Origin of the sequence: Mesorhizobium sp. M0011 (genome assembly GCF_040324155.1) — a bacterium.
Taxonomy (GTDB): Bacteria; Pseudomonadota; Alphaproteobacteria; order Rhizobiales; family Rhizobiaceae; genus Mesorhizobium.
The window spans coordinates 424,256-447,549 of the sequence record NZ_JAMYVQ010000001.1 but is presented as its reverse complement, the minus strand read 5'-3'; the positions used below and the strand labels follow the sequence as shown (position 1 = coordinate 447,549).

The following is a 23,294-nucleotide window of genomic DNA, read 5'->3' as shown; positions in this document are numbered from 1 at the left end:
TTGTTCAGCATCTTTTGCCAGCGCCGGTTGAATGCGTCAGAGCATCCCCTTTTTCGACGGATGGCAAGCCTCCATTTGCAGGTGTAGTGGGCGCCTGACGGGTCGTCATCAGCTGTCCCATCAGATTGCATCGTTGAGGTGATTTTCCGACTGTCGGATAATTGGTGTGATTGTTTCGGGTCGCGCGAACGCGGCCTGCGTCGACAAGGGTCACGCCGGCGATCATCCTACGCCCACGGGACCAGGTCCGTAGCGCCCTGGCAGGGCGTCGACGATACCAGTTGCTAGATCAGATCGGCTCTGGCTAGCTCCCGCATCAGATGGCTGGCGCCATAGGTCCAGTGCGGGCAGTCGGGCGAGAGCCGCACCCGGTTGACCAGCGCACCGAATTTCTCCGACGAGATGGTGACGATGTCGCCGACCTTGTGAGTAAACCCCTTGCCCTTCTCGCCGCGATCCTTGGACGGAACGAACATGGTGCCGAGATAAAGCGCCAGCCCGTCCGGATACTGGTGGTGCGGCCCCATGGCCGCGGCGACCAGTTCCTCCGGCGAGCGGCTGATCTCGGCCATCGAGCTTGCGCCCTCCAACGAGAACCCGTCCTCGCCCTCGACTTTCAGGCGCACGACGGCGCGCTTGACGTCATCGATGGAGAATTTGTCGTCGAACAGGCGGATGAAGGGACCGAGCGAGGCCGAGGCATTGTTGTCCTTGGCCTTGCCGAGCAGCAGCGCCGAACGCCCTTCGACGTCGCGCAGATTGACGTCGTTGCCGATGGTCGCGCCGACGATCCTGCCGCTGGAGGCGGCGATCATGGCGATCTCGGGTTCCGGATTGTTCCAGGTCGACACCGGGTGCAGCCCGACATCGGCGCCGAAGCCCACCGAGGCCATCGGCTGGCACTTGGTGAAGATCTCGGCGTCGGGGCCGATGCCCACTTCCAGATATTGCGACCAGGCGCCGCGCGAAATCAGCTTGGCCTTGATCTCCATCGCTTCGGGCGAACCGGGTTTCAGCTTCGACAGATCGTGGCCGATCAGTCCTGCGATGTCGGCGCGGATGGCGTCGGCTTTTTCAGCCGAACCGCGCGCCTGTTCCTCGATCACCCGTTCCAGCAGGCTGACGACGAAGGTGACGCCCGATGCCTTGACCGCCTGCAGGTCGACCGGGGAGAGCAGGTAGGGTTTTGCTGGATCGCGCCCGGTCTCAAAACTGTTGGCGGCGATGTCATCGAGCGATCCGATCGGTCTGCCCTCGGCCGAGCGGACATGCCCAGCGGGGTCAGCCATCTCGCAAAGGTCTCGCATGGTTGGTGCCGCACGCGAGGTGATGTCGAAGACCGTGCCATCGCGCACCGTGACGACCAGCGGGTATGCGGCATCGCTACCTCTGGCGCGTCCGACAAAAAGGCCCTCGGTGGGCAGGTGGGTCGGGTTCGTCATAGCGCTCTGTCCTCTGAGTGATCGACAATGTGGCGAAGTGATCGTCAATGTGGGCGGCCGGATCGGCGCGGCACTTTCACCGGATTCCCGTCAAAGGTCTATCCCGTCGCAGGCGATCGGAACTCTGGGTCTCCGATGGCCTCGGCGGCAGTCCACAGACGAAAGCCGGAGTGCTCTTTCAAAAATGTGAAATTCTGACTAGGATTTTCACCAATCGCAGCGCATTCAGGTGACCCTTGGCGACAGCATTCTCCGATCCGATCTGGCTCAAGCCACAGGCAGCTTCCACGTTTCAATCGCTTCCCAATGGCGAACGTGTCGATCTCGCCATTGTAGGCGGTGGCATCATGGGCTTATCGACCGCCTTGCATGCCGCCCGGCTTGGCCTGTCGGTGCAGGTGCTGGACGCCGGCGAGATCGGCCAGGGCGCATCAGGCTTGAATGGCGGTCAGGTCATTCCCGGCCTGAAATACGATCCGGAATGGCTGCTGGAGCATTTTGGCCTTGAGCGCGGCGAGGCGCTTGTCAATTTTGCGGCGTCGACCGCCGATGCGGTGTTCGAGCTGATCCGCGACGAGAAGCTGGCGGTGCCGTTCGTTCGCAATGGCTGGATCCAGGCGGCGCACACCGAGGCCGCGCTGAAGGCGGCGGGAAACCGTGACCGGCAATGGCGCGCACGGGGCGCGGATGTCCAGTTGCTGAACGCAGCGGAGATCGCGGCCAAGACCGGTGCGCAGGGCTATCTCGGCGGCTGGCTCGATCGCCGCGCCGGTGTCATCGATCCGCTCGCTTACACATCTGAACTCGCCCGTGTCGCGACCGCGGCTGGCGTGAGGATAGCCGAGCGCGAAAAGGTCGTGCGGCTCTCCAAGACCGGCGGTGTTTGGCGTATCTCGACCGAAAATGGCCTGGAATTGCAGGCAAAGGCGGTCGTTCTGGCGACCAACGCCCATACGGACGGTCTGATCCCCGGCCTTGCGCAGACGATCGTGCCGCTGCATTCCTTTCAGATCGCCACAGCGCCGCTGTCGCCCAACCTGGCCGCAACGATCCTGCCGGAAGGGCAGGCGGTGTCGGACTCCCGTCGCATCCTCGTCTACTACCGCAAGAGCGCCGACGGCCGGCTGGTGCTCGGCGGACGGGGCCGCATGGCGTTGCCGACGAGCGCTGGCGATTGGGCGCATCTCGAGCGTGCGCTGGTACGGCTCTATCCCTCGCTGTCCGGTGTCGCCATCGAGAAGCGCTGGTTCGGCCGGGTGGCGATGACACCGGACCACCTGCCGCACGTCCACGAGCCGGAGCAGGGCCTGCTGGCCGTGGTCGGTTGCCAGGGTCGCGGTGTCGGCCTGATGACCGCGCTTGGCGAGCGCATCGCCGGCTACCTCCAAAGTGGCCACGCCAGGCAATTGCCTTTCCCGGTCTCGCCAATCCAGCCGATCCCGTTTCACGCCTTCCGCCAGGTCGGCGTCGCCGCGACCATCGCCTGGTATCGCCTGCTCGATGCGCTGGAGCGCTGACCAGGGCGATTCCTGTCAATGGGGCCCCGATTGGGGATTCCGCTTGACAGTTTCATGAATATGAAAAAATCTAAGTAAATTTCAAAATTCGATAGGCAGGTCGATGTCGACCCTAGTTGCAGCATCAGCACCAGAGGCCCGGTCTTCTCAGGGCTTCCGGTTTGCCATGCTGCTGCCGGGCGCGCTGGTCACTTTCCTGCTGATCCTGTTTGCGCTTGGCCTCGTGCTTTTCCTCGCCTTCCGCGGCAATGACGGTTCGCTGCTCGGCGCCGGTTTCACCGTGGCGAACTTTGCAACTGTGGTGTCCGATCCGCTGTACTGGACGGTGACGCTGCGCTCGCTGATCATCGCCGCCCTGGTCACGCTTGCCACGGTCGTTACTGCCTATCCCGTCGCCTACTACCTTGCCTTCCACGCCGGCCGGCGGCGCGGGCTATTGCTGTTCCTGGTGACGCTGCCGTTCTGGACCAGCTATCTCTTGCGCGTCTTCGCCTGGAAGATCGTGCTTGCCTATAATGGCGTGCTGAACTCGGCGCTGATCGAAAGTGGCATCTGGTCCGAGCCGACACTGGCCTTTCTCAACACGCCGGCCGCCGTTGTCGTCACGCTGGCGCACGCCTATGCGCCGTTCGCCATCCTGCCGATCTACGTGGCGCTGGACACCATCCCGAAATCGCTGATCGAGGCCGCTTCCGATCTCGGCGCGCGGCCCTTCACCTCTTTCCGCCGTGTCGTGCTGCCCAATTCGATGCCGGGCGTGCTGGCGGCAGCCCTTGTCGTCTTCGTGCCGACGGTCGGTGACTATGTCACGCCGGCGCTCGTCGGCGGCCCGGCCAGCACCATGATCGGCACGCTGATCCAGGCGCAATTCGGCAAGGCCAACGATTGGCCGTTTGGCGCCGCACTCTCCGTCGCCGTCATGCTGGTCATCCTGTGCGTGGTGCTGGTCGCGCGTTTCGCCGACCGCAGATTTGGCAGCCGCACATGAGCGCTGCACGCACGCAGGGAGGCGGCCGCTGGCTCGGCGTCTACGTCGTCGCCTATCTGGTCTTTCTCTATCTGCCGGTGCTGCTGATCCCGCTGTTTTCCTTCAACAACTCGATCCAGGCAGCGTTTCCGCTGCAAGGCTTCACCTTGCAATGGTACGCGACTTTGTTCGGCAATTCGGCGCTGACCGGTGCACTCCTGAACAGCCTCGTCATCGGCGCCATTGCCGCCACGAGTGCGACGCTGTGCGGCATCACCGTATCCTACATGGACCTCTACGGCCGCTCGCCGCTGGCCGCCACCATCAGCGCCATCGCCCGGCTGCCAATCCTGATCCCCGGCGTCATCGTCGGCATATCGCTGCTGATCCTCATCAATCTCATTGGTCTGGGGCCATCGCGCATCGCCATCGTTCTCGGTCACATATTGGTGGCGCTGCCGACGACCGTGGTGATCATGCGCAGCCGCTTCGCCGCCATCCCGAAAACCATTCGCGAGGCGGCGCTCGATCTCGGCGCCTCCGACTGGACGACGTTCCGGCGGATCATGCTGCCGCTCAGCCTGCCGGCCATCGTTTCGGCCTTCATGCTGGCCTTCCTGATCTCCTTCGACGAATTCATCGTCGTCTTCTTCCTCGCCGGCACCGAGCCGACGCTGCCGCTCTACATCTGGAGCCAGCTGCGTTTTCCAAAGTCGCTGCCGACGGTCATGGCGCTGGGCACGTCGATCCTGGCGGTGTCCTTCGTCATCGCTGCAGCAGCCGAAATCCTGCGCCATCGCGGCTTGTCCGCCACGGCGCCAAAGCCCGCGGATCCATCACAACCAAAACAAACCAAGAGAGGAGAACTGCAATGGTATTCGACCTGAAATCGATCTCTGCAAAGACTGTTTGCGCTGGATTGACGGCGTTCGCGCTGGCGCTGTCGTCGACCGTCGCTTTCGCCGGCGACAAGCTGCAATATTTCACCTGGTCGGGCTATGAACTGCCCGATTTCAACAAGAGCTTCCTCGCCGCGCATCCCGATGGCGTCGAGGCCTCGATCTTCGGTGACGACGATGACGCCTTCACCAAGGTCAAGGCCGGCTTCCGCCCCGACATCGCGCATCCCTGTTATGACAAGGTGGCGCGCTGGAACAAGGAAGGCCTGCTGCAGCCGATCGACACCAAGCGGATCAAGAACTGGGATTCGATCTTCCCGGTGTTCAAGAACCTGCCCGACCTGCAGGCCGGCGACGGCAAGGTCTGGATGGTGCCGTGGGACTGGGGCAACACCTCGATCCTCTACCGCACCGATCTGGTGAAGAACCCGGAAGCGAGCTGGAATCTTCTGTGGGACAAGCAGTATGCCGGTCGCATGGCGACGATCGACGCGGTGCACGACACGCCGGTCGTTGCCGCACTGCTCGCCGGAGTTAATCCGTTCGACATGACGCCGGAGCAAATGGACAAGGTGGCCGAGAAGCTGCGCGAGCAGCGCCCGCTGCTCTCCAACTACACCACCGACATGACGTCGGTCGAACAGGCGCTGGCCAGCGGCCAATTGGTCGCCGCCATGACCTGGAACGCGTCGGCCACCTCGCTTAAGAAGCAGGGCGTGCCGGTCGAGTTCATGAAGCCGAAGGAAGGCATGCTGACCTGGGCCTGCGGCTTCGTCATGCTCAAGGACGCCAAGAATGTCGATCTCGCCTATGACTTCATCAACAGCCGGCTGGAGACGGATTCAGGCAAATACCTGATCGAGGCCTACGGCTATGGCAGCTCGACCAGTTCGGCCTTCGCGGCAGTGCCGAAGGAGGAGCTGGAGAAATTGCAGCTGCCGTCGGATCCGGAGGTGATGCTGAAGACCACCATCTTCACCGGCCCGATGAAACAGAATGACGACCTCGCCAAGATGTTCGAAAAGGTCAAGGCAGGCGGCTGAACCCTAGAGCGCCGCGCGGCGTCGGCCGCGCGGTGTCACCCGAGACACTGCAAACGAGGTCGGGAATTGATGGACATGCTGGACGAGGCGGCTGAGAAGCCGAAGGACGATGCCGATGTGCGGGTCGGCCGGCGCGTGCGGGCGCTGCGGCTGGAGCGCAACCTGTCTCTGGCCGATCTTGCCGCAAAAGCCGGTGTGTCGATCGGGGCACTGAGCCAGATCGAGCGCGGCATGTCCTCGTTGCGCGTCAAGGTGATCTGGCCGCTCGCCGCTGCCTTCGATATCGAGCCGTCGGCACTGATCGCCGACGGCAACGATGCCGTCAACGATCTCTATTGCGTGCGTGCCGACAAGCGGCGGCAGATCCCGGTAAAATCGGAAGGCATTGCCAAGGCGCTGCTGTCACCGCCGGGCGCGACGCTGACCGGCATGCTGGTGACGGTGGAAGCCAGCGGCGGCACGGCCGAGGCCTATGCCCATGCCGGTCATGAATTCGGCTTCGTGCTGGCCGGCGAGGTCGAACTGGTGGTGGATTCGACAAATTACGTGCTGAAGGCCGGCGACAGCTTTGCGTTCAAGAGCACGCTTTTGCATGCCTTCCGCAATCCGGGCGCCGAGCGCTGCCAGATCCTTTGGGTCAACACCACGAAGCCGTCCGAGGTTCGCGATGGCGCTTGATCTACTTGTGCGGCTGCAGGCGGTTTCGAAGATTTTTCCTGGGGGCGTCGTCGGGCTCGACGCCGTCGATCTCGACATTGTCGGCGGCGAGTTCATCACGCTGCTCGGGCCGTCGGGTTGCGGCAAGACCACCAGCCTGCGCGTCATCGCCGGCTTCGAAAGCCCGTCGAGCGGCAAGGTGTTGCTCGATGGTCGCGATATCACGGCCCTTCGGCCGTTCGACCGGCCGGTCAACACCGTGTTCCAGGATTACGCACTGTTCCCGCACATGAATGTCGCCGAAAATGTCGGCTTTGGCCTATCGCTGCGCAAACTGTCTGGAGCCGAACAGGCAAAGCGCGCCGGCGAAGCCCTTGACATGGTCGGCCTCGCGGACAAGCTTGGCGCCCGCGTCTCCGAACTGTCGGGCGGCCAGCGCCAGCGTGTCGCACTGGCGCGTGCCATCGTCTGCGAACCACGCGTGCTACTGCTCGACGAGCCGTTGTCGGCGCTCGATGCGCATCTGCGCGAACAGATGCAGGTTGAACTGAAGCGGCTGCAGTCGCGGCTCGGCACCACCTTCGTCATGGTCACCCACGACCAGACCGAAGCGCTGTCGATCTCCGACCGCATCGTCGTCATGAACAAGGGCCGCATCGAGCAGATTGCGCCGCCGGCCACACTTTATGACCGGCCCGCCACGACGTTTGTGGCGAGCTTCATCGGCACCATGAATCTCCTGCAGTCGCGCTTCGTTGGCCGAGACGGCGATCGCCTGCGCTTCGCCGCCGGCGCCCTGCCGCTGGAGGCCATTTCTGAAACCGGCGAAGCTCTAGCCGAGGATGCCATGCACACCGTCGGCGTGCGGCCGGAAGATCTCCTGGCGATGACCGAGGCCACGCCCGGCACAGCGCCGGCACGCGTCAACAGCATCGTCTTTCACGGCCGCACGTTGCGTCTGCACGCTGAACTCGGGCAGGGCGCACCTGTTGTCATAGACGCGCCGCGCCAGGCCGAGGGTTTTCAATTCCAGGTCGGCGACGTGGCGCATATCAGCCTGCGCCGTGGTGCCAACTGCCCGGTGCTACCAGGTTAGTTTCATTGGTATCTAAAAACGGAGCACACCTCGCACGTTCGGCGGCTACAAGCAGTCGGGCAATGATCGCGAATATGCCGATTGGGCTATCCACGATTTCCTCAAGGTCGAGGGCGTAGGCTTTCAGTCCAACTCACAGGGGCTTCTTCGACCGTTGAACTCGCGGCGCGGATCCGGAAAGCCCCAACGCTCGCTTCATTTCGCTTGCTATGTTCCCTTTTTGTTCTAAAATCTCCGGCTTGGCGGAGATGGGTGGCGCAAAAAGAGGAAGGACATGAACGAACTGCCCACATTCAACACAGCCGAAAACGGTCAAACATCTTTCAATTGGCATGAGCGGAGCAGGCGTCGTCGCACTGATCGGTTGTTCTTCTGTCACCTGATGGAAGGCACCATCGCCGACCCTATCGCTTTACAAGCAACCACTTGGCGGCAGGAACTCGGGCTGAAAGGGAAAATAGTTGCCAATCACATCTCGCTTGTTGGACTCGGCGACCATGACGGATTGCCGGAGGGGTTGGTAGAGCTCGCTCACCACATAGGCTCGATGATTGTCGCAAAACCATTCGACGTTTCTTTTGATCGTTTGTGCGCTTTTGGCGGTGGCGCGCTTGTTTTACGCAACAGCGACGGCAATCCTTCGCTGCAAGAATTCTGGCGAAACCTCACAGCGGTGATTTCGGATAGCCCGTTAAAGCTCTTTCTCACAAAATCCATTGAACCGCATGTCACGCTGCTTCGTGACAAAGTGGGAGTGCCCAAAATTCGCGAAAGGGCGATTGACCGTATCAGTTGGACAGTGCGGGATTTTGCGCTCGTCCAGAGCTTCATCCAGCAAGGTCGGTACGAGGTGCCTTACCGTTGGCAATTGACGGGCCAGGACGATGCCCGGCCCGCGATGTAGACGCCCCAAATCATCGTCATATGTCCGCGGGACCATCATGCTGACATGGCTTGTCAGCTACGACGTGGCCCGACGATGGCAGGCCAGCAAGCTGTTCCCCATTTGCAGTGCGTCTGACAGGAGGAACACAAATGACCATCGCGGAAATTGCCAAGGATTTCACCGAGCTGCTCAAGCAGGGCGATAACGAAGCTGCTGCCGAGAAGTACAACGCCGATGATATAATCAGTCTCGAAGCCATGGCGGGGCCGATGGCCATCTCCCATGGCAAGGAGGCGCTCAGGCAGAAGGGCCAATGGTGGCAGGAGAACAATGAAGTGCATGGCGGCTCGGTCGAGGGCCCCTACGTCAACGGAGACCAGTTCGCGGTGCGCTTCAAGTTCAACATAACGCCCAAGGCTACCGGCGAGCGTGTCACCATGGATGAAGTTGGCCTCTACACGGTCAAAAACGGCAAGATCACCGAAGAGCGCTTCTATTATTGAGGCCGTGAAATACCATCGGCTTGCGGGAGCTCGGTCTCGTCGCTGAAGGTTGAAAAATAAGCATGGCAGCCGGGACGATGTCCCAGGCCGCCATGTGAGAGGCTCAAATGGTCTTCACGTACTGCGCAAGCTGATCGGCCACCGTGCCCCAGCCATCGAAGAAACCCATCTCTTCATGGTTGTTGCGGGTCGCCTCGTCGCGATGGATGGCGGTGGCGGTGTAGCGCGTGCCCTTGCCGTCCGGCTGCAAGGAAATGACAGCGGTTATGAAGGGTTCCCCTGACGGCCGGTAACCCGGCAACAATGCATCCGTCCACACCAGCCGCTCGTTCGGCACGATTTCGAGATAGCAGCAATGGCGGTCGTTGACCTCATTGCCGTCGGGCGACTGCATGCGCGTCCGGAACAGACCGCCCGGCCTAAGGTCGATCTCGCAGTCGGTGATCATCCAAGGCCTAGGCGTGAACCATTGCTTGACATGCTCAGGCGTCGTCAAGGCGCGCCACAGCAATTCGCGCGGCGCATCGATGACGCGCTCCAGCACGAGGTCCAGTCTGGGATCCGGCTTGAGGGGATAGATCATTTTTCTGTCTCCTGGAGGGTCATCACATAGGCGTCGAACTGGTCGAGGCGGCGCTCCCACAGCGTGCGCTGTTCGGCCAGCCAGTTTTCGGCAAGCTTCAGCGGCTCGGGTGCCAGTTGATAGGTCCTGACCCGGCCGGTCTTTTGCGAGCGCACCAGCCCGCAACCTTCGAGGATTTTGAGATGTTCGATGAAGGAGGGCAGGGCCATGTCGAACGGTTGGGCAAGCTCGCTGACCGAGGCAGGGCTGCGGTTCAGCCGCTCCACCACGCGTCGCCGCGTCGGATCGGACAGTGCGCGAAAGATGCCGTCGATCGGTGGACGGCTCGGAGTTGTGGTCTGAAGGCTTGTCATTGGTTGGTCCTGAGGCGCTGTCAAAACACTTAGGAAAATTCCTTAGCGTTGGCAAGAGCAAACCGAAGGGATGCCGGGGAGCGCTGGCAAAGCGCGCAGAGCGTCCTTAATCTGCGGTCAGATTCGAAATCGGAAGGGCCACTGTTTTGACGATCATCATCTACGGCATCACCACCTGCGACACCGTCAAGAAGGCGCGCGTCTGGCTGGAGGGCCATGATGTTTCCTACCGTTTTCACGATTTCAGGGCAGAGGGGCTGGACGCCAAGCGTCTTGACGGCTGGGTTGGCAAGGTCGGCTGGGAAAAGCTGCTCAACAAGGCGAGTACGACGTTTCGCGAACTGGCGGAAAAGGACAAGCAGGGCCTGGATGAAAAGAAGGCCAAGGCGTTGATGCTGGCCAAGCCGACCGTGATCAAGCGGCCGGTGCTGGAGGTCGGTGATCGGATTCTGGTGGGGTTCAAGGCTGATGTTTATCAGGCGGCGGTGAAGTAGCGTAGCGAGAAGGCGACGCTGCCAATCTCCCCCTTGCGGGGGATGGCCGGCAGGCCAGAGGGGGGTGTGAAGGATCGCCACCCTTTGACTGTTCGTCTCAGAATTTGGCCGGTGATTGGCTGATAGGTCGGCGGGACAGCACCCCCCTCTGCCCTGCCGGGCATCTCCCCCGCAAGGGGGGAGATTGGCCAATCGCCGACCTTACAGATTGTGGGCGCCCTTCAATCCGTCTTTCTGAGAAATGCCGCCAGCGCCACCGCATTGTTGTGCGCCTCGTCATGCGCGCCGTAGAGCAGCGTCACCTTGCCGTGGCGGAGCAGGCCGCGCAATTCACCTACCGCCTCGCCGTTCCCGTCCAGCTCAGCACGATACCGCTCCTGAAACGCCGCCCAGCGCGCCGGCTCATGTCCGAACCACTTTCGCAGCTCGTCGCTCGGCGCGATCTCCTTCAACCACAGCGCCAGCCCGGCGTGTTCCTTGCTGACGCCGCGTGGCCAGATGCGGTCGACCAGAACCCGCTGCCCGTCATCGGGCGCGGGTGGCTCGTAGATGCGCTTGACCGCGATGTCGAAGGTCATCACACCTCGCTGGCCGGAAACCTCAGGCCCACTCGCCCTTGCGCATGACGGGCACGCGGGCGCCGTCCTTGTGGACGCCATCGATGTCGATCTTGTCCGAGCCGATCATCCAGTCGATGTGGATTAAACTCTTGTTGCCGCCGCGCGCCGCGATCTCGTCCTGGCTGAGCGAGGCGCCGTCGACAAAGCACTTCGAATAGCACTGGCCGAGCGCGATGTGGCAGGCGGCGTTCTCATCGAACAGCGTGTTGAAGAACAACAGCCCGCTTGCCGAGATCGGCGAGGAATGCGGCACCAGCGCCACTTCGCCGAGGCGGCGCGCGCCCTCGTCGGTGTCGAGTACCTTCTTCAGCACATCCTCGCCCTTCGAGGCCTTGGCCTCGACGATCCTGCCTCCTTCGAAACGCACCGAGATGTCGTCGATCAGCGTGCCCTGGTAGGACAGCGGCTTGGTCGAGGAAACATGACCCTCGACCCGCCTTGCGTGCGGCGTGGTGAAGACCTCCTCGGTCGGGATGTTGGGGTTGCAGGTGATGCCGTTCTTGGCGATCGAGGCGCCGCCCATCCATTCATGGCCGTCTGCCAGTCCAACCGTCAGGTCGGTGCCGGGTCCGGTGAAGTGCAGCGCATGGAAATTATGGCCGTTGAGCCATTCGGTGCGGCTGCGAAGTGCTGCGTTGTGCGCCTTCCAATTGCCGATCGGGTCCTCAACATCGACCCGCGACGCGGCGAAGATGGCATCGGCGAGCTTCACGACCGCAACATCGTCGGCATCGCCGGGGAAGACCTGTTTGGCCCAGGCGAGGTCCGGATAGGCGACGATGTTCCAGTTGATGTCGAAGCCGGTGATCTTTTCCAGCGCCGGCTGGTAGGCCATCGAATTCGCCTTGTTGGCGCGCGCCACTTTCGCCGGGTCCTGTGCCGACAACAGCGACGGATCCTCGCCGCGCACGGCAAGCCGCGCCGCATTGTTGGCAAAGGCTTTCGCCATGCCCTCATAAAGCCAGCCGGCGGCGCGGTCGAAGCTCGCGTCGGCGCCGAAACGGTAGCGGGCCAGCGTCATCTCGTCATCGTTGAAGATCGGCGTCACCAGCCCGGCGCCGGCCTTGTAGGCATGCTCGACGATCCGCCTGGTCAACGGCAGTGCCGCGATCGATGAGGTCAGCACCAGATCCTGTCCTGGCTGCAATTGCAGCCCGACCTTGATGGCGACTTCCGCCAGCCTGTCGAGCTTCACCGGGTCGATCGATGCGGAAACGCCGCGCGAATGTGTGGTCATGATCCTGCCTGTCGTAGTTTGATGTCCGACCTACCATAGAGCGGCGGCGCGGTGCTTTCCACCGCGATCGCGCCGGCGGGTGCTGGGTTTGCGGACCCGAACCGCGCCATGGTTGCCTCGATCTCTTCCCTGATCCAGAGCTTGAAATCCCGGACCTTGCGGCTTTCCGCCTTGACGGACGAGGTCACCAGCCAATAGCCGAGCCCGCTCTGGGCGCGGATTCCGAACGGCGCCACCAGCCGCCCATCGGCCAGCGCATCGGCGGCGAGCAATTGCCAGCCCAGCATCACGCCGTGGCCGGCGATTGCCGATTCCAGGCACAGCATCGGGTCTGTGAAACGCGCGCCCTTCAGGAAGGTGACGGGTGGAACGCCGGCTGTCTCGAACCAGCTTTCCCAGTTGATCATCGCTCGCTCGTCGGTGATCGCGCAGGTCTGGGCAAGGTCCTCGATCGACTTCAGTTTTTGGGCGATCGCCGGCGCGCAGACCGGGAAGACTTCCTGCGCCAAGAGCAGTTCCGCCCGCCCGCCAGGCCATTTGCCGTCGCCAAGCCGGATGGCGATGTCGATGTCCGAGTGATCGAGATTGGCCAGCCGCACCGAAGCGTCGATGCGCAGCAGCACGTTGGGATGCCGGTCGAAGTGGCGAGATAGCCTGGGCAACAGCCACTTCGAGGCAAAGGCCGGCGCCACCGAAACCACCAATGTGCATTGCGTCGCCTCGTCGGCCAGCGCCACGGCCTGTGAAAGCTCACGAAATCCAGCACCAAGGCGGGCCGCGAAGACGGCGCCGAATTCGGTCAGCACCAGACCGCTCGCCGTTCGCTCAAACAGCGCTTGGCCGAGCTGTTTTTCGGTACGGCTGATCTGTTGGCTGACGGCGCTGACGGAAACGTTGAGCTCACCGGCCGCCGCCGCCAGCGATCCGAGACGGGCAACGGTTTCGACGGCGCGGAGGCCGTTGAGATGGACGCGGTTGAGCATGGCCATTGAGTTTTTCTAAACTGATCCGGCTGAAATCTCAATTGAAAGGCATGTCGAAACGGCAGATTTTCTCGGGAGAGACAGATCTGTGGAGCCGGAAATGCTGAGGATATTGTCGTCATCGCTGAAGGTCTTTTTCGCTGCGACTACTTCGCATGAGCCGCGCCAGGACAGCGAAACGCAGAGATGGCTGATCGATCCGCTTTCGCATCCGGTGCTGAACACCATGTCGGAGCGCGAACTGGGCGATGTGCCGTTCAGGCTGACGGCACGGCGGACAGTGCACGAGACGGTTCCACTATGCGCCGGCGGTCGCTGCTGAGCAGGTGCCAAGCGTTCCGGCTTGAGGAAAGTCGAGGCGAGCACGTCCCGCGTACGCACTGGCCCAACAGATGGCGATTGTTTCAGCGATCCCTGCACTTATTGTGCAGTGCAATGACATCAGCCACCTCGACAGCGCTGCGTTTCGCTCTCGCCGGCATGATTGCCATGGCGATTGCCATGGGCATCGGCCGTTTCGTCTACACGCCGATCCTGCCCGGGATGATGCAGGAACTGCATCTGTCGCCTGCCGATGCCGGCTGGATCGCGTCGGCCAATTATCTCGGCTACCTCGTCGGCGCGTTGGCAGCGGCGGGCGGCTGGGCGCATGGGCGCGAGCGCCTGCTGATGCTGGCGGGGCTTGGCGCCAGTGCGGTCCTTGCCACGCTGATGGGGTTGACCGAAGCGATGGCGGCCTTTCTCGCCATCCGCTTTCTGGCCGGTCTGGCCAGCGCCTTCGTCATGGTTTTCATGGCCAGCATCGTGTTCAGCCATATCGCGGCTGCCGGTCGTAACGACCTGCAGGCCTGGCATTTCGGCGGCGTCGGGCTCGGCATAGCGGCATCGGCGGCGATGATGGCGGTGCTGGTCGCCGAGCATTCGGGCTGGGCGGCAGGCTGGCTGTGGTCGGCGGCTATTTCGGCCTGTGGTTTCGTCCTCGTGGCTCTGTTGGTCAATGAGGGGCCGCTCGGAAACGGCGAAGTCGCCCGCGAGCCGGCACTGCGGATGGACCGGTCGTTGGTCAAGGTCATCATCGCCTACGGCCTGTTCGGCTCTGGCTATGTGGTGACGGCGACATTCCTGGTCGCCATCGTCCGGCAAGGCGGCGGCAGCCGCATTTTCGAGGCCATGGTGTGGATGGTCGCCGGTCTTGCGGGCTTTCCCTCGGTCTGGCTCTGGCAGAAGATCGCAGCCCGGACCGGCCTCTATGCCGCCTATGCGCTGGCGTGCTTCATCGAAGTTGCCGGCGTCACCGCCAGCGTCGCCATCGGCGGAGCCACCGGGCCGCTGCTCGCCGGCGTGCTGCTCGGCGGCACCTTCATTGCCATCACCGCCTTTGGCCTGCAGGCCGCCCGGCAGCAGGCGCCAGACGCGCCGCGGCGGATCTTTGCCCTGATGACGGCTGCCTTCGGCCTTGGCCAGATCATCGGGCCGGTCGCCGCCGGATTTCTGGCGCAAATGTCCGGCGATTTCTTCCTCGCCTCGATCACCGCCGCAATCGTGCTGGTCGTCTCCGGCGCCATCACATGGTCGGCTGCGCCAAAATCGCCATGATTGTGGGCTTGCTGTGCCGGGCATCGGGCACGGGCATTTTCTTTCCCACTAATGTGTGACTTTATGCCCGCTGTCGTCAGCTGATTTGCGCCTAGATCGAGGAATTCGCCACAGTGTTCGTATCCTTTTTCCCGCAGCCGAAGCTGTTCTTCACTTCGGCCGCCGTCTGGAGCCTTGCGGCGATCCTGTTCTGGTTCTTCGGTGGTGAACAATTAGGTGCGGTTTTCGGGTTACCGCCCGCCGCGGCCGGCGCGCCGCCCATCATCGGCATCGCCATCCTCATATCGCCGCCATTTCTGTGGTTTTATCTCTATTTCGCGTTCTGCGTGCTCGTCTTCTACGCATTCTGGAGCTGGTATTCGCCGCATCCATGGCAGCGCTGGTCGATCCTGATGACCGCGGTCATCCTGTTCTTCATCTATTTCAATGTGCAGGTCAGTGTCGCCGTCAACGCCTGGTATGGGCCTTTCTTCGACTATGTGCAGGGCCTGATGTCGGGGACTGGAAAGTCGACCAACAGCGAATTTTATGTCGGATTGGCCGATTTTTCGTGGCTGGCGCTGGTCGGCATGAATGTGCAGGTGGTCAATGCCTTCATCGTCAGTCACTGGATCTTCCGTTGGCGCACGGCGATGAACAACTACTTCGTCGAGAACTGGGGCAGGCTGCGCCATATCGAGGGTGCCTCGCAGCGTATCCAGGAAGACACGATGCGGTTCTCGCAGATCATGGAAGATCTCGGCTCCAGCTTCGTCCAGTCGATCATGACGTTGATCGCATTCCTGCCGGTCATGATCCAGTTGCAGGCCCATATCACCGAGTTGCCGATTATCGGCGCGATCCCGCAGCCATTGGTTGTCGCGGCCCTTGCCTGGTGTCTGTTCGGGACGATCTCGGTCATGGTTGCCGGTCTGAAACTTCCAGGGCTGCAGTTCCGCAACCAGCGTGTCGAAGCCGCCTACCGCAAGGAACTCGTCTACGGCGAGGATCATGCGGACCGGGCCCAGCCGGCCACCACCGCCGAGCTGTTCGAGAATGTTCGTCACAATTATTTCAGGCTCTATTTTCACTACATCTATTTCAACGTCGTCCGTTACACCTACCTGCAGGCCGACAACATTTTCTCGCTGCTGATCCTCGGTCCCTCGCTGGTGGCGCACAAGATAACGTTCGGCGCGCTGAACCAGATTTCGAACGCATTCGGCAAGGTGACGGGGTCGCTGCAGTTTCTGCTCACCTCCTGGTCGACCATCGTCGAGCTGCAATCGGTCCACAAGCGCCTGCGCGCCTTCGAGGCGACGCTGCAAGGCGAGCCGCTGCCTGAAATCGACCAGCGCTATCTGGCAAGGCAGGGCGCCGAGGACCCAGCCTAAAAACCGAGGGTTGGAAATCGAACCGGGTTGGCGGCTCAGCCGCCGACCGAGACCTGCCTTTGGCCAGCATCCTGGCGCGAAACATAATCGCGAAAACTGATGCATTCGACATCGGCTTTGACGCAGACGTCGCCGGCAAAGCGCTCCAGCGCGTTCCAGTAGGCGCCGTCATTCATCAGCGCGAAGTGGAAGCCGAGTTCCAGCGGAATGCGTTTTCCCGCATACTGCTTGTCGAAGGCGGCGCGGAAGGCAGCATAGGTCCGGTTGGCGAACTCGCCCGCTTGGCTTGGCCGCTCGAAGCCGCCGGAATGCCTGACATAGAGGTTGTAGTCCATGGCAATCACCGGCCGCGACTTTGGTCCTTCGGGAATCTGAGGCAGGGAAAAGTGCATGATGCCGTTGCTGGCCGTCGGTCGGGCAGGGCCTTGCGAGACGCCGCTGGCATCGAATTGATATCCGGCCGCCGGCAGCGCTTCGTAAAGCGCCTTGCTGGTCGACAGGTACGGCGCGCGAAAGCCGACCACCGCATGCCGCGCGAAATCGCGCCAGCCCTGTGGTTCGGGTGCAATGCCGTTGATCGCATAGGCGTTTTCGAGAATGTGCTCGAACGAACTGAACTCTTTCAGCCAGTCCGCCTTGCTCCAGTCCTTGCCGTCGAAATGGCCGCAGCCATGGCTGGCGATGTCGTGGCCTTCATGCGCGGCAAGGCCGATCTGTTCGAGCCGCTCGGTGACTTCCTGCTTGGAGGCGGCAAAGCCGATGTTGGATTTGCCGGCGCTTTTGCCGGGTGCGGTGTACTCCTTGCGCGTCTCCGTCGACAGCAGGAAGACGCAGGACAGAAAATAGGTGAAATGCGCGCCGGTGCGCTCAGCCAATGCCCGGCTGCGTTTCCATTGCGAAATATCGCGGGCGCTGTCGAATGAGATGATGACGACCTGTTTCGGCTTTGCCGGCACCGGCGGATCGGCCAAAGCCCCGCCACCAGTGGTGAGCGCGGCAAGCGAAAACGCAACAACGCGGAACGGACGAAGCATAGGCAATCTGATCTTCACTCGGGGAACGTCTGCAAGCCGGCTATCGCCTAAATGTGGCGTGGGTGCGATGAGCCTTTTCGGCTGCTTGTCCGGGGCAAACATCCGTTTGCCCCGGACAATAGGCGATTTTCCGGTTGAACCCCTTCCATGCCGGCAAAATTTCGCTAAAACGCGGGCTGACAAAGGCCCGACGGGGCAGGAATGGTTTGATTTGATGTCCGACGACAGTTTTATCCGTGAAGTCAACGACGAGATCCGTCGCGAACAGGCGCAGGCGCTGTGGGACCGTTTTGGCCCCGCTCTGATTGTCGTTGCGATCCTCGTGGTGCTCGGCACCGCCGCCTTCGTCGGCTACCGCTATTGGGACGAGACGCGCGCCAACCGCTCGGGCGATGCGTTCTCGCAGGCGCTGAAGCTCGCCAATGACGGCAAGAACGATGAGGCGCTGACCGCGCTCGATCAGTTGGAGAAGGATGGCTACGGCGCTTATCCATTGCTCGCCCGCATGCGCGGCGCGACCGTCAAGGCGAACAAGGGTGACGTCCCCGCCGCCGTCAAGGATTTCGACGAAGTCGCCGCCGATACGGCCATTCCCCAGGGCATTCGCGACATGGCGCGCCTGCGGGCAGCACTGCTGCTTGTCGACCACGGCTCCTTTGCCGACGTCTCCAGCCGTGTCGAAGCGCTCACATCCGACACCAACACGCTGCGCCACACGGCGCGCGAGGCACTCGGCCTTTCCGCCTGGAAGGAAGGCAAGACGCAGGATGCGCTGAAACTGTTCGACCAGATCGCCGCCGATGACGGCGCCCCGCGCAACACCCGCGAGCGCGCAACATTGATGTCCGAGCTGATCCGCGGGTCGGGCAGTGCGTCGTGACCTTCAAAGTCGCCATCATCGGCAGACCTAACGTCGGCAAATCGACTCTTTTCAATCGGCTGGTGGGAAGGAAGCTGGCGCTCGTCGACGACACGCCGGGCGTCACCCGCGACCGTCGCGTCCATGCCGCCAAGCTCTACGACCTGCATTTCGATGTCATCGACACCGCCGGCTTCGAGGACGCTGGCGCCTCGACCTTGCCCGGCCGCATGCGTGCGCAGACCGAGATCGCCATCCGCGAAGCCGACCTGATCTTCTTCACCATCGACGCCAAGTCCGGCCTGTTGCCTGACGACAGGACCTTCGCCGAGATCGTGCGCAAGTCCGGCAAGCCGGTCGTGCTGGTCGCCAACAAGGCCGAGGCGAAGGGCGCCCAGGGCGGCATGCTGGAAGCCTGGGAGCTCGGCCTTGGCGAGCCGATCCCGGTTTCGGCCGAGCATGGCCAGGGCATGCCCGATTTGCGCGACGCCGTGATTGGCGCGCTCGGCGAAGCGCGCGCCTTCGGCGAAGAAGAAGATGGCGAAGACGAAGACGTCGCTGCCGGCGAGGTGCTGATCGGCGAGGATATCGCCGATCCGGATGCCGAGCACGCCTATGACGACACCAAACCGATGCGCATTGCCGTCGTCGGCCGCCCCAATGCCGGCAAGTCGACGCTGATCAACGCGCTGATCGGTGAAGAGCGGCTGCTCACCGGACCGGAAGCCGGCATCACCCGTGATTCGATCTCGGTCGATTGGGATTGGCATGGCCGCCGCCTGAAACTGTTCGACACGGCCGGCATGCGCCGCAAGGCCAGGATCCACGAAAAGCTGGAAGTGATGTCGGTGCAGGACGGTCTGCGCGCCATCCGGTTTGCCGAGATCGTCATCATCGTCCTCGACGCCACCATCCCCTTCGAGAAGCAGGATCTGCAGATCGCCGACCTGATCATCAGGGAAGGCCGGGCGCCGGTGATCGCCTTCAACAAATGGGATCTGATCGACCATCCCCAGGAGCTTCTGGCCGAACTGCGCGAGAAGACGGAACGGCTTCTTCCCCAGGCGCGCGGCATGCAGGCCGTACCCGTCTCGGCCGAGACCGGGCGCGGCCTCGACAAGCTGATGGATGCCGTCATCAAGACCCACAAGGTGTGGAACAGCCGCGTCTCGACCGGCAAGCTCAACCGCTGGCTGGAGGGCATCCTGGCGCATCATCCGCCGCCTGCTGTTGCCGGGCGCCGGCTGAAGGTCAAGTACGTCACCCAGGCCAAGACCCGTCCGCCGGGCTTCGTCGTCCAGTGCTCGCGGCCCGACGCGATGCCGCAATCCTATGTCCGCTACCTCTCCAACAGCCTGCGCGAAGCCTTCGACATGCCCGGCGTGCCGATCCGCATTGCGCTGCGCACGTCGGACAACCCGTTCGCCGGCAGGTCAAACAAGAAACGCAGCTGATCGTCGGCGCCCACCTGGCGCTTCATGATCACGCCACGTTGCGCAGGCCGTTGTCGCTGACCCGCGCATTTTCGGGCAGCGCTTGCCGTGCGGCGTCCAGCAGGATATCGCCGAGGCGGGCCGCCACCGGCTCCGCCTCGGCGTCCTTGCGATGCAGGAACAACGCCATCTTGGGCAGGGCGGGCAATCCGGCGATCTCCGGCGTCATTGCGCTGACGCTGGCCGGCAGGCCGATGTCGGTGCGGATCGTCAGCCCCAGCCCCGCAGCAACCGCGGCCCAGATGCCGCCAAGGCTTGGGCTGGAAAAGGCCATCCGCCACGACAGGCCGGCACGGTCGAGCGTTTCAGTTGCAACCGTACGCAAAAGGCATGGCGCCTCGAGCGCCACCAGCGGCAGTGGCTCACCGTGGCGCAGGCTGGTCTCGATGCGCTTTGCCGGCCCGATCCAACGCATCGGCACATCGGCGACATGCTGGCTGTAGGGCAGCGTTTCGCCGCAGTGCCAGGCGAGCGCGATGTCGAGACTGCCTGACATGACCCTTTCGGCAAGGTCGTGGCTGCGTGCGATCCTGGCTTCGATCTTGACCTTGGGGTGCGCCCGGGCAAATCGGCCGAGCACGTCCGGCAGCACCGCCTCGCCGAAATCTTCCTGCAAGCCGAGCCGTACCCAGCCTTCCAACTCGACATCATGGATGGCGGATGCCGCCTCGTCATTCAATTCGATCAGCCGGCGCGCATAGCCGAGCATAGTCTCGCCGGCCTCGGTCAAAGCGAGGCCGCGTCCTGATTTGCGGAAGATCGGCGTCGCTGCCTGTTCTTCCAGTTTCTTCAATTGCGCGCTGACCGCCGACGTCGACCGGCCAAGCCGGTCAGCGGCCTTGGCAAAGCTACCCAGCTCCATACCGGTGACGAAACTGCGCAGGACGTCGAGGTCGAAAGTTACGCGTCGCATGTGTGAAGTCCCGATTTTCAGGATTGTATGTCCAAAACTTCCTGATTTTCAGGATGAAATTATGGCGGTAGGGACAGATCGTCAAGGCCGGACCACTGGCCAGCACGGGAAATGAAGTCATGTCCGCCATTGTCAATTGCACTGACCGGCAGCCGTCAGAACTCCTGGAAGATACGGCAGCCGGTTCCGCCGAAAGGGTATTCAAGCCCGGCCATCGCTGGAAGGTTCTGGGCATCGGCGTCGCCGCCAATGCCGCCTTCTCGGCTACGTTCTCCGGCATCCCGGCGACGGCGGTCGTTCTTCGCCAGGGCTATCACCTGGGCAATGCCGAGCTCGGCCTGGCGCTCGGCCTTCTCGGGCTGGGGGTCGCGCTCAGCGAACTGCCCTGGGGCCTGCTCACCGATCGCTGGGGCGATCGCCGCGTGCTCCTGGTCGGGCTCGGCGCGACGGCGGTGTGGCTCCTGGTCATGGCGATGCTGGTTGTGCCGACAAAGGCCGGTACTCCCGGCGTCACGCTGCTCGCCGCGAGCCTGCTCATCACCGGACTGCTCGGCGGCAGCGTCAACGGTTCGAGCGGCCGCGCCATTATAGGCTGGTTCCGGGAAAACGAGCGCGGCTTCGCAATGAGCATCAGGCAGACGGCGGTGCCGCTCGGCGGCGGCCTTGGCGCGCTCGTGCTGCCCTCGCTTGCGCTGGCTTTCGGCTTTGGCGCGGTGTTCGGGGTGCTGGCGGGCGCATCCGCTCTGTCTGCCCTGTTCGCCTGGCGCTGGCTGCACGAGCCGCCGACGGCGGGGGAGGGCCATCTCGCTTCGGCTGTGGCCGGACCGGCGCCGCTGCGCAACCGCGATGTTTGGCGTATCGCGACCGCCATCGGCCTGCTCTGCTTTCCGCAGGTGGCCGTGCTCACCTTCGCCTCCGTGTTCCTGCACGATTTCGTTGGGTTGGGAACGGCGGCGATCAGCGCGAGCCTCGCCGCCGTTCAGATCGGCGCCATGGTCATGCGCATCTGGAGCGGCCGCTTCACCGACCGTCACGGCAACCGCCGCCAATTTCTTCGCTTGTGCAGCGCGTTCAGCGCCCTTGCCTTCGCCATGCTTTGGCTGCTGGTCCTGTTCGGCCCAACCGTTTCGGGCGGCCAGCTCATCTGCTTGGCGGTCCTTCCAGTCGTGCTTATTGTCGCAGGCATCTCCGTCTCCGCCTGGCACGGCGTCGCATACACCGAGCTTGCCACCCTTGCCGGCGCCAGCCATGTCGGGACCGCGCTCAGTCTTGCCAACACCTTTGTTTTTGTCGGCTTCTTTCTGGTACCGGTGGCCATTCCGGGGCTCTTGCACCTCTGGTCCTGGTCCGGCGTCTGGCTGGCGGCCGCCATCTGCGCGCTGATCGCCCGGCCGATCTTCCTGCGTCCGGCCTGAATAGTCGGCCGCAAAATCGCCTGACTTCGCAACCACGACCTCGGGCCGACCGGGAAAACCCGATCGAAGCCGTTAACGTCCCATCAAGGTTAATGCATCATTTTGCTCTCCAGTGGGGTCAGTCGCGTTCCTGGAGAGTGTTCCGTGCATCGACGTGTGTTGAAGCGGCTGGTTGCCGCCGCCGGTGAGAGAAAACGTGGCTTTCTGGCTCCGCTCGTCATCGGTTTCGGCATCTGGATCGGCTTTCCGACGGTCGCCGCCTATCAGGACATGACGAGCCTGGTTTCCGGCCTCGAAGCATCGAGCACGCGCTGGAATTCCTATGTCGAGAAATCCGTCGCCGGCTCGACCCATGCGGCCGAGATGCCCTTTGCCGATTCTGACGTCACCGGCTCCATCTCCGGATCGGGTGTCCACCTGGCCGGTGTCGGCAACGTGTCGTTTCGCGGCAAGGGCGGCAAAGTCAGCGGCACGCCCGATGAGGACCGCGTCGTGCGCGCCGAGAAGAAAGGGCGCATCGTCCAGATGTCTCCCGTCGCACCGCCGAAGAACTTCAACGCCGGCTCGATCTTCGAGCGCACCTCCTCCTTGCTGCGGCCCAGCATGGACAGCGGCCTGAAAATGGCTTTCGCCAAGCCGCAGATCAAAGGCAAGGAAATCCAGATCGCCGCGGCATTCCATGCGCGCGAGGACAAGAAGCCGGATCCCGGCGTGCCGGCCATGCTGGCAGCGCTGGTCAACAACGACCATCCGGACGTGCTGGCCACCGCCTACGCGCAGTCCGAGCCTGATTATGCCAAGGCATCGCCCTTCGAAGCCCTGCTTCAGGACGAGCAGCCCAATGAGGGCCGCTTCATTCCGCCGATGGCCAAGGGCGATCATTCGTGGATCCAGAACCCGCTGCCCGCCAGTGTCTTCTCCCAAAAGGAGCAGGCATGCCTTGCCAACGGCATCTATTTCGAGGCGAGGAGCGAATCCGTGCGCGGCCAGGCCGCTGTCGCCCAGGTCATCCTCAACCGCGTCCGCAATCCGACCTATCCGAATTCGATCTGCGGCGTCGTCTACCAGAACGACAGCTGGTTCAACCGCTGCCAGTTCTCCTTCGCCTGCGACGGCAGGAAGAAGCGCATCGATAGCCCAGCCGCCTACAAGACCGCCCAGGAGATCGCCATGGCCGTCACTGCCGGCAAGATCTTCATCCCGGAGGTCGGATCGTCGACCCACTACTATGCCCAATATGTCCATCCCGGCTGGGCGCGCACAATGCAGAAGATGACCAAGATCGGCCTGCATATCTTCTATCGGACCTATGGCGGCGGCTGGAGCTGAGT

24 protein-coding genes are annotated in these 23,294 nt (G+C 62.8%); 16 read left to right on the top strand and 8 right to left on the bottom strand.

Annotated features, from left to right (window positions below; all coding sequences use genetic code 11):
- Positions 1-284: 284 nt before the first annotated feature.
- On the bottom strand, positions 285-1,442 hold the full coding sequence (locus NKK51_RS02160; protein ID WP_023808702.1) for a fumarylacetoacetate hydrolase family protein: 1,158 nt from the start codon (positions 1,440-1,442) through the stop codon (positions 285-287).
- A gap of 236 nt (positions 1,443-1,678) precedes the next feature.
- On the opposite strand from NKK51_RS02160, the gene NKK51_RS02155 reads away from it, so the two are divergent.
- The 8 genes from NKK51_RS02155 to NKK51_RS02120 all read left to right on the top strand — a co-directional run bounded on the left by NKK51_RS02155 (position 1,679) and on the right by NKK51_RS02120 (position 9,010).
- Entirely contained in the window at positions 1,679-2,959 is a 1,281-nt protein-coding gene (locus NKK51_RS02155; RefSeq protein ID WP_352550917.1) for an NAD(P)/FAD-dependent oxidoreductase, read from the top strand.
- Between the two features lie 103 nt (positions 2,960-3,062).
- The gene (locus NKK51_RS02150; protein ID WP_352550915.1) at positions 3,063-3,947 is read left to right on the top strand and encodes an ABC transporter permease; all 885 of its coding nucleotides are present in this window, start codon (positions 3,063-3,065) and stop codon (positions 3,945-3,947) included.
- Positions 3,944-4,813 (top strand): ABC transporter permease, encoded by an 870-nt coding sequence (locus tag NKK51_RS02145; RefSeq protein ID WP_352550913.1) that lies wholly within the window; start codon positions 3,944-3,946, stop codon positions 4,811-4,813. The genes NKK51_RS02150 and NKK51_RS02145 overlap by 4 nt, the downstream gene beginning before the upstream one ends.
- Positions 4,798-5,868, top strand: coding sequence for an ABC transporter substrate-binding protein (locus tag NKK51_RS02140; RefSeq protein WP_352550912.1), 1,071 nt, complete (start codon positions 4,798-4,800; stop codon positions 5,866-5,868). The genes NKK51_RS02145 and NKK51_RS02140 overlap by 16 nt, the downstream gene beginning before the upstream one ends.
- Before the next feature lie 69 nt (positions 5,869-5,937).
- Positions 5,938-6,546 (top strand): cupin domain-containing protein, encoded by a 609-nt coding sequence (locus tag NKK51_RS02135; protein WP_352550910.1) that lies wholly within the window; start codon positions 5,938-5,940, stop codon positions 6,544-6,546.
- The gene (locus NKK51_RS02130; protein WP_352550908.1) at positions 6,536-7,621 is read left to right on the top strand and encodes an ABC transporter ATP-binding protein; all 1,086 of its coding nucleotides are present in this window, start codon (positions 6,536-6,538) and stop codon (positions 7,619-7,621) included. Before NKK51_RS02135 ends, NKK51_RS02130 begins: the two co-directional genes overlap by 11 nt.
- A gap of 274 nt (positions 7,622-7,895) precedes the next feature.
- A complete protein-coding gene (locus NKK51_RS02125) occupies positions 7,896-8,525 on the top strand; it encodes a 2'-5' RNA ligase family protein (RefSeq protein ID WP_352550906.1) in 630 nt (209 codons plus the stop codon).
- Between the two features lie 131 nt (positions 8,526-8,656).
- On the top strand, positions 8,657-9,010 hold the full coding sequence (locus NKK51_RS02120; RefSeq protein WP_352550904.1) for a SnoaL-like domain-containing protein: 354 nt from the start codon (positions 8,657-8,659) through the stop codon (positions 9,008-9,010).
- Positions 9,011-9,113: 103 nt separating this feature from the next.
- On the opposite strand, the gene NKK51_RS02115 is transcribed toward NKK51_RS02120, so the two are convergent.
- Together NKK51_RS02115 and NKK51_RS02110 are read right to left on the bottom strand one after the other, a co-directional pair.
- Positions 9,114-9,593 carry an SRPBCC family protein gene (locus NKK51_RS02115; protein WP_352550902.1) on the bottom strand — a complete coding sequence of 160 codons (480 nt, stop codon included), beginning with the start codon at positions 9,591-9,593 and terminating at the stop codon, positions 9,114-9,116.
- On the bottom strand, positions 9,590-9,946 hold the full coding sequence (locus NKK51_RS02110) for an ArsR/SmtB family transcription factor (RefSeq protein WP_023808692.1): 357 nt from the start codon (positions 9,944-9,946) through the stop codon (positions 9,590-9,592). Before NKK51_RS02110 ends, NKK51_RS02115 begins: the two co-directional genes overlap by 4 nt.
- Positions 9,947-10,092: 146 nt before the next feature.
- On the opposite strand from NKK51_RS02110, the gene NKK51_RS02105 reads away from it, so the two are divergent.
- The gene (locus NKK51_RS02105; RefSeq protein ID WP_023808691.1) at positions 10,093-10,440 is read left to right on the top strand and encodes an ArsC family reductase; all 348 of its coding nucleotides are present in this window, start codon (positions 10,093-10,095) and stop codon (positions 10,438-10,440) included.
- Between the two features lie 221 nt (positions 10,441-10,661).
- Here the strand turns inward: NKK51_RS02105 and NKK51_RS02100 are convergent, their stop codons facing one another.
- From NKK51_RS02100 to NKK51_RS02090, 3 genes are read right to left on the bottom strand one after another with little or no spacing between them, the layout of a single operon-like run.
- Positions 10,662-11,018 (bottom strand): DUF488 domain-containing protein, encoded by a 357-nt coding sequence (locus tag NKK51_RS02100; RefSeq protein ID WP_352550899.1) that lies wholly within the window; start codon positions 11,016-11,018, stop codon positions 10,662-10,664.
- A 22-nt stretch (positions 11,019-11,040) separates the two neighbouring features.
- Entirely contained in the window at positions 11,041-12,297 is a 1,257-nt protein-coding gene (locus NKK51_RS02095) for an aminopeptidase (RefSeq protein WP_352550897.1), read from the bottom strand.
- On the bottom strand, positions 12,294-13,286 hold the full coding sequence (locus NKK51_RS02090; protein WP_023808688.1) for a LysR substrate-binding domain-containing protein: 993 nt from the start codon (positions 13,284-13,286) through the stop codon (positions 12,294-12,296). The genes NKK51_RS02095 and NKK51_RS02090 overlap by 4 nt, the downstream gene beginning before the upstream one ends.
- Positions 13,287-13,380: 94 nt before the next feature.
- Here NKK51_RS02090 and NKK51_RS02085 point away from each other — a divergent pair, with 94 nt between their 5' ends.
- From NKK51_RS02085 to sbmA, 3 genes are all read left to right on the top strand, one after another.
- Entirely contained in the window at positions 13,381-13,602 is a 222-nt protein-coding gene (locus tag NKK51_RS02085; RefSeq protein ID WP_352550895.1) for a hypothetical protein, read from the top strand.
- Between the two features lie 113 nt (positions 13,603-13,715).
- Positions 13,716-14,876 carry a YbfB/YjiJ family MFS transporter gene (locus NKK51_RS02080; protein ID WP_352550893.1) on the top strand — a complete coding sequence of 387 codons (1,161 nt, stop codon included), beginning with the start codon at positions 13,716-13,718 and terminating at the stop codon, positions 14,874-14,876.
- Positions 14,877-14,989: 113 nt separating this feature from the next.
- Complete coding sequence (gene sbmA / locus NKK51_RS02075; RefSeq protein ID WP_352550891.1) at positions 14,990-16,249, top strand: peptide antibiotic transporter SbmA; 1,260 nt, start codon at positions 14,990-14,992, stop codon at positions 16,247-16,249.
- 35 nt (positions 16,250-16,284) lie between these two features.
- Here sbmA and NKK51_RS02070 read toward each other — a convergent pair whose 3' ends face one another.
- Positions 16,285-17,283: a polysaccharide deacetylase family protein gene (locus NKK51_RS02070; RefSeq protein ID WP_352550986.1), complete on the bottom strand. Its 999-nt coding sequence runs from the start codon at positions 17,281-17,283 to the stop codon at positions 16,285-16,287.
- A 214-nt stretch (positions 17,284-17,497) separates the two neighbouring features.
- Between NKK51_RS02070 and NKK51_RS02065 the strand changes: the two genes are divergently transcribed.
- Both NKK51_RS02065 and der read left to right on the top strand, forming a co-directional pair.
- Positions 17,498-18,163 (top strand): tetratricopeptide repeat protein, encoded by a 666-nt coding sequence (locus tag NKK51_RS02065; RefSeq protein WP_023808683.1) that lies wholly within the window; start codon positions 17,498-17,500, stop codon positions 18,161-18,163.
- Positions 18,160-19,596: a ribosome biogenesis GTPase Der gene (gene der / locus NKK51_RS02060; RefSeq protein WP_352440008.1), complete on the top strand. Its 1,437-nt coding sequence runs from the start codon at positions 18,160-18,162 to the stop codon at positions 19,594-19,596. Before NKK51_RS02065 ends, der begins: the two co-directional genes overlap by 4 nt.
- Positions 19,597-19,624: 28 nt before the next feature.
- Here der and NKK51_RS02055 read toward each other — a convergent pair whose 3' ends face one another.
- Positions 19,625-20,548, bottom strand: a complete 924-nt coding sequence (locus tag NKK51_RS02055; protein ID WP_352440007.1) for a LysR substrate-binding domain-containing protein — start codon at positions 20,546-20,548, stop codon at positions 19,625-19,627.
- Between the two features lie 119 nt (positions 20,549-20,667).
- Here NKK51_RS02055 and NKK51_RS02050 point away from each other — a divergent pair, with 119 nt between their 5' ends.
- Positions 20,668-21,963: an MFS transporter gene (locus tag NKK51_RS02050; RefSeq protein WP_352550889.1), complete on the top strand. Its 1,296-nt coding sequence runs from the start codon at positions 20,668-20,670 to the stop codon at positions 21,961-21,963.
- A gap of 144 nt (positions 21,964-22,107) precedes the next feature.
- Positions 22,108-23,292, top strand: a complete 1,185-nt coding sequence (locus NKK51_RS02045) for a cell wall hydrolase (protein WP_023808679.1) — start codon at positions 22,108-22,110, stop codon at positions 23,290-23,292.
- The last annotated feature ends 2 nt before the right edge of the window (positions 23,293-23,294 follow it).

Bases quoted from the DNA above. Each gene is read 5' to 3' on its own strand.
- NKK51_RS02120 (WP_352550904.1), top strand. From the start codon at position 8,657: ATGACCATCGCGGAAATTGCCAAGGATTTCACCGAGCTGCTCAAGCAG.
- NKK51_RS02085 (WP_352550895.1), top strand. From the start codon at position 13,381: ATGCTGAGGATATTGTCGTCATCGCTGAAGGTCTTTTTCGCTGCGACT.
- NKK51_RS02055 (WP_352440007.1), bottom strand. From the start codon at position 20,548: ATGCGACGCGTAACTTTCGACCTCGACGTCCTGCGCAGTTTCGTCACC.
- NKK51_RS02090 (WP_023808688.1), bottom strand. From the start codon at position 13,286: ATGGCCATGCTCAACCGCGTCCATCTCAACGGCCTCCGCGCCGTCGAA.
- NKK51_RS02110 (WP_023808692.1), bottom strand. From the start codon at position 9,946: ATGACAAGCCTTCAGACCACAACTCCGAGCCGTCCACCGATCGACGGC.
- NKK51_RS02050 (WP_352550889.1), top strand. From the start codon at position 20,668: ATGTCCGCCATTGTCAATTGCACTGACCGGCAGCCGTCAGAACTCCTG.
- NKK51_RS02145 (WP_352550913.1), top strand. From the start codon at position 3,944: ATGAGCGCTGCACGCACGCAGGGAGGCGGCCGCTGGCTCGGCGTCTAC.
- NKK51_RS02100 (WP_352550899.1), bottom strand. From the start codon at position 11,018: ATGACCTTCGACATCGCGGTCAAGCGCATCTACGAGCCACCCGCGCCC.
- NKK51_RS02160 (WP_023808702.1), bottom strand. From the start codon at position 1,442: ATGACGAACCCGACCCACCTGCCCACCGAGGGCCTTTTTGTCGGACGC.
- NKK51_RS02130 (WP_352550908.1), top strand. From the start codon at position 6,536: ATGGCGCTTGATCTACTTGTGCGGCTGCAGGCGGTTTCGAAGATTTTT.
- NKK51_RS02140 (WP_352550912.1), top strand. From the start codon at position 4,798: ATGGTATTCGACCTGAAATCGATCTCTGCAAAGACTGTTTGCGCTGGA.
- NKK51_RS02150 (WP_352550915.1), top strand. From the start codon at position 3,063: ATGTCGACCCTAGTTGCAGCATCAGCACCAGAGGCCCGGTCTTCTCAG.
- NKK51_RS02095 (WP_352550897.1), bottom strand. From the start codon at position 12,297: ATGACCACACATTCGCGCGGCGTTTCCGCATCGATCGACCCGGTGAAG.
- NKK51_RS02115 (WP_352550902.1), bottom strand. From the start codon at position 9,593: ATGATCTATCCCCTCAAGCCGGATCCCAGACTGGACCTCGTGCTGGAG.
- NKK51_RS02070 (WP_352550986.1), bottom strand. From the start codon at position 17,283: ATGCTTCGTCCGTTCCGCGTTGTTGCGTTTTCGCTTGCCGCGCTCACC.
- NKK51_RS02135 (WP_352550910.1), top strand. From the start codon at position 5,938: ATGGACATGCTGGACGAGGCGGCTGAGAAGCCGAAGGACGATGCCGAT.
- NKK51_RS02080 (WP_352550893.1), top strand. From the start codon at position 13,716: ATGACATCAGCCACCTCGACAGCGCTGCGTTTCGCTCTCGCCGGCATG.
- NKK51_RS02125 (WP_352550906.1), top strand. From the start codon at position 7,896: ATGAACGAACTGCCCACATTCAACACAGCCGAAAACGGTCAAACATCT.
- NKK51_RS02065 (WP_023808683.1), top strand. From the start codon at position 17,498: ATGTCCGACGACAGTTTTATCCGTGAAGTCAACGACGAGATCCGTCGC.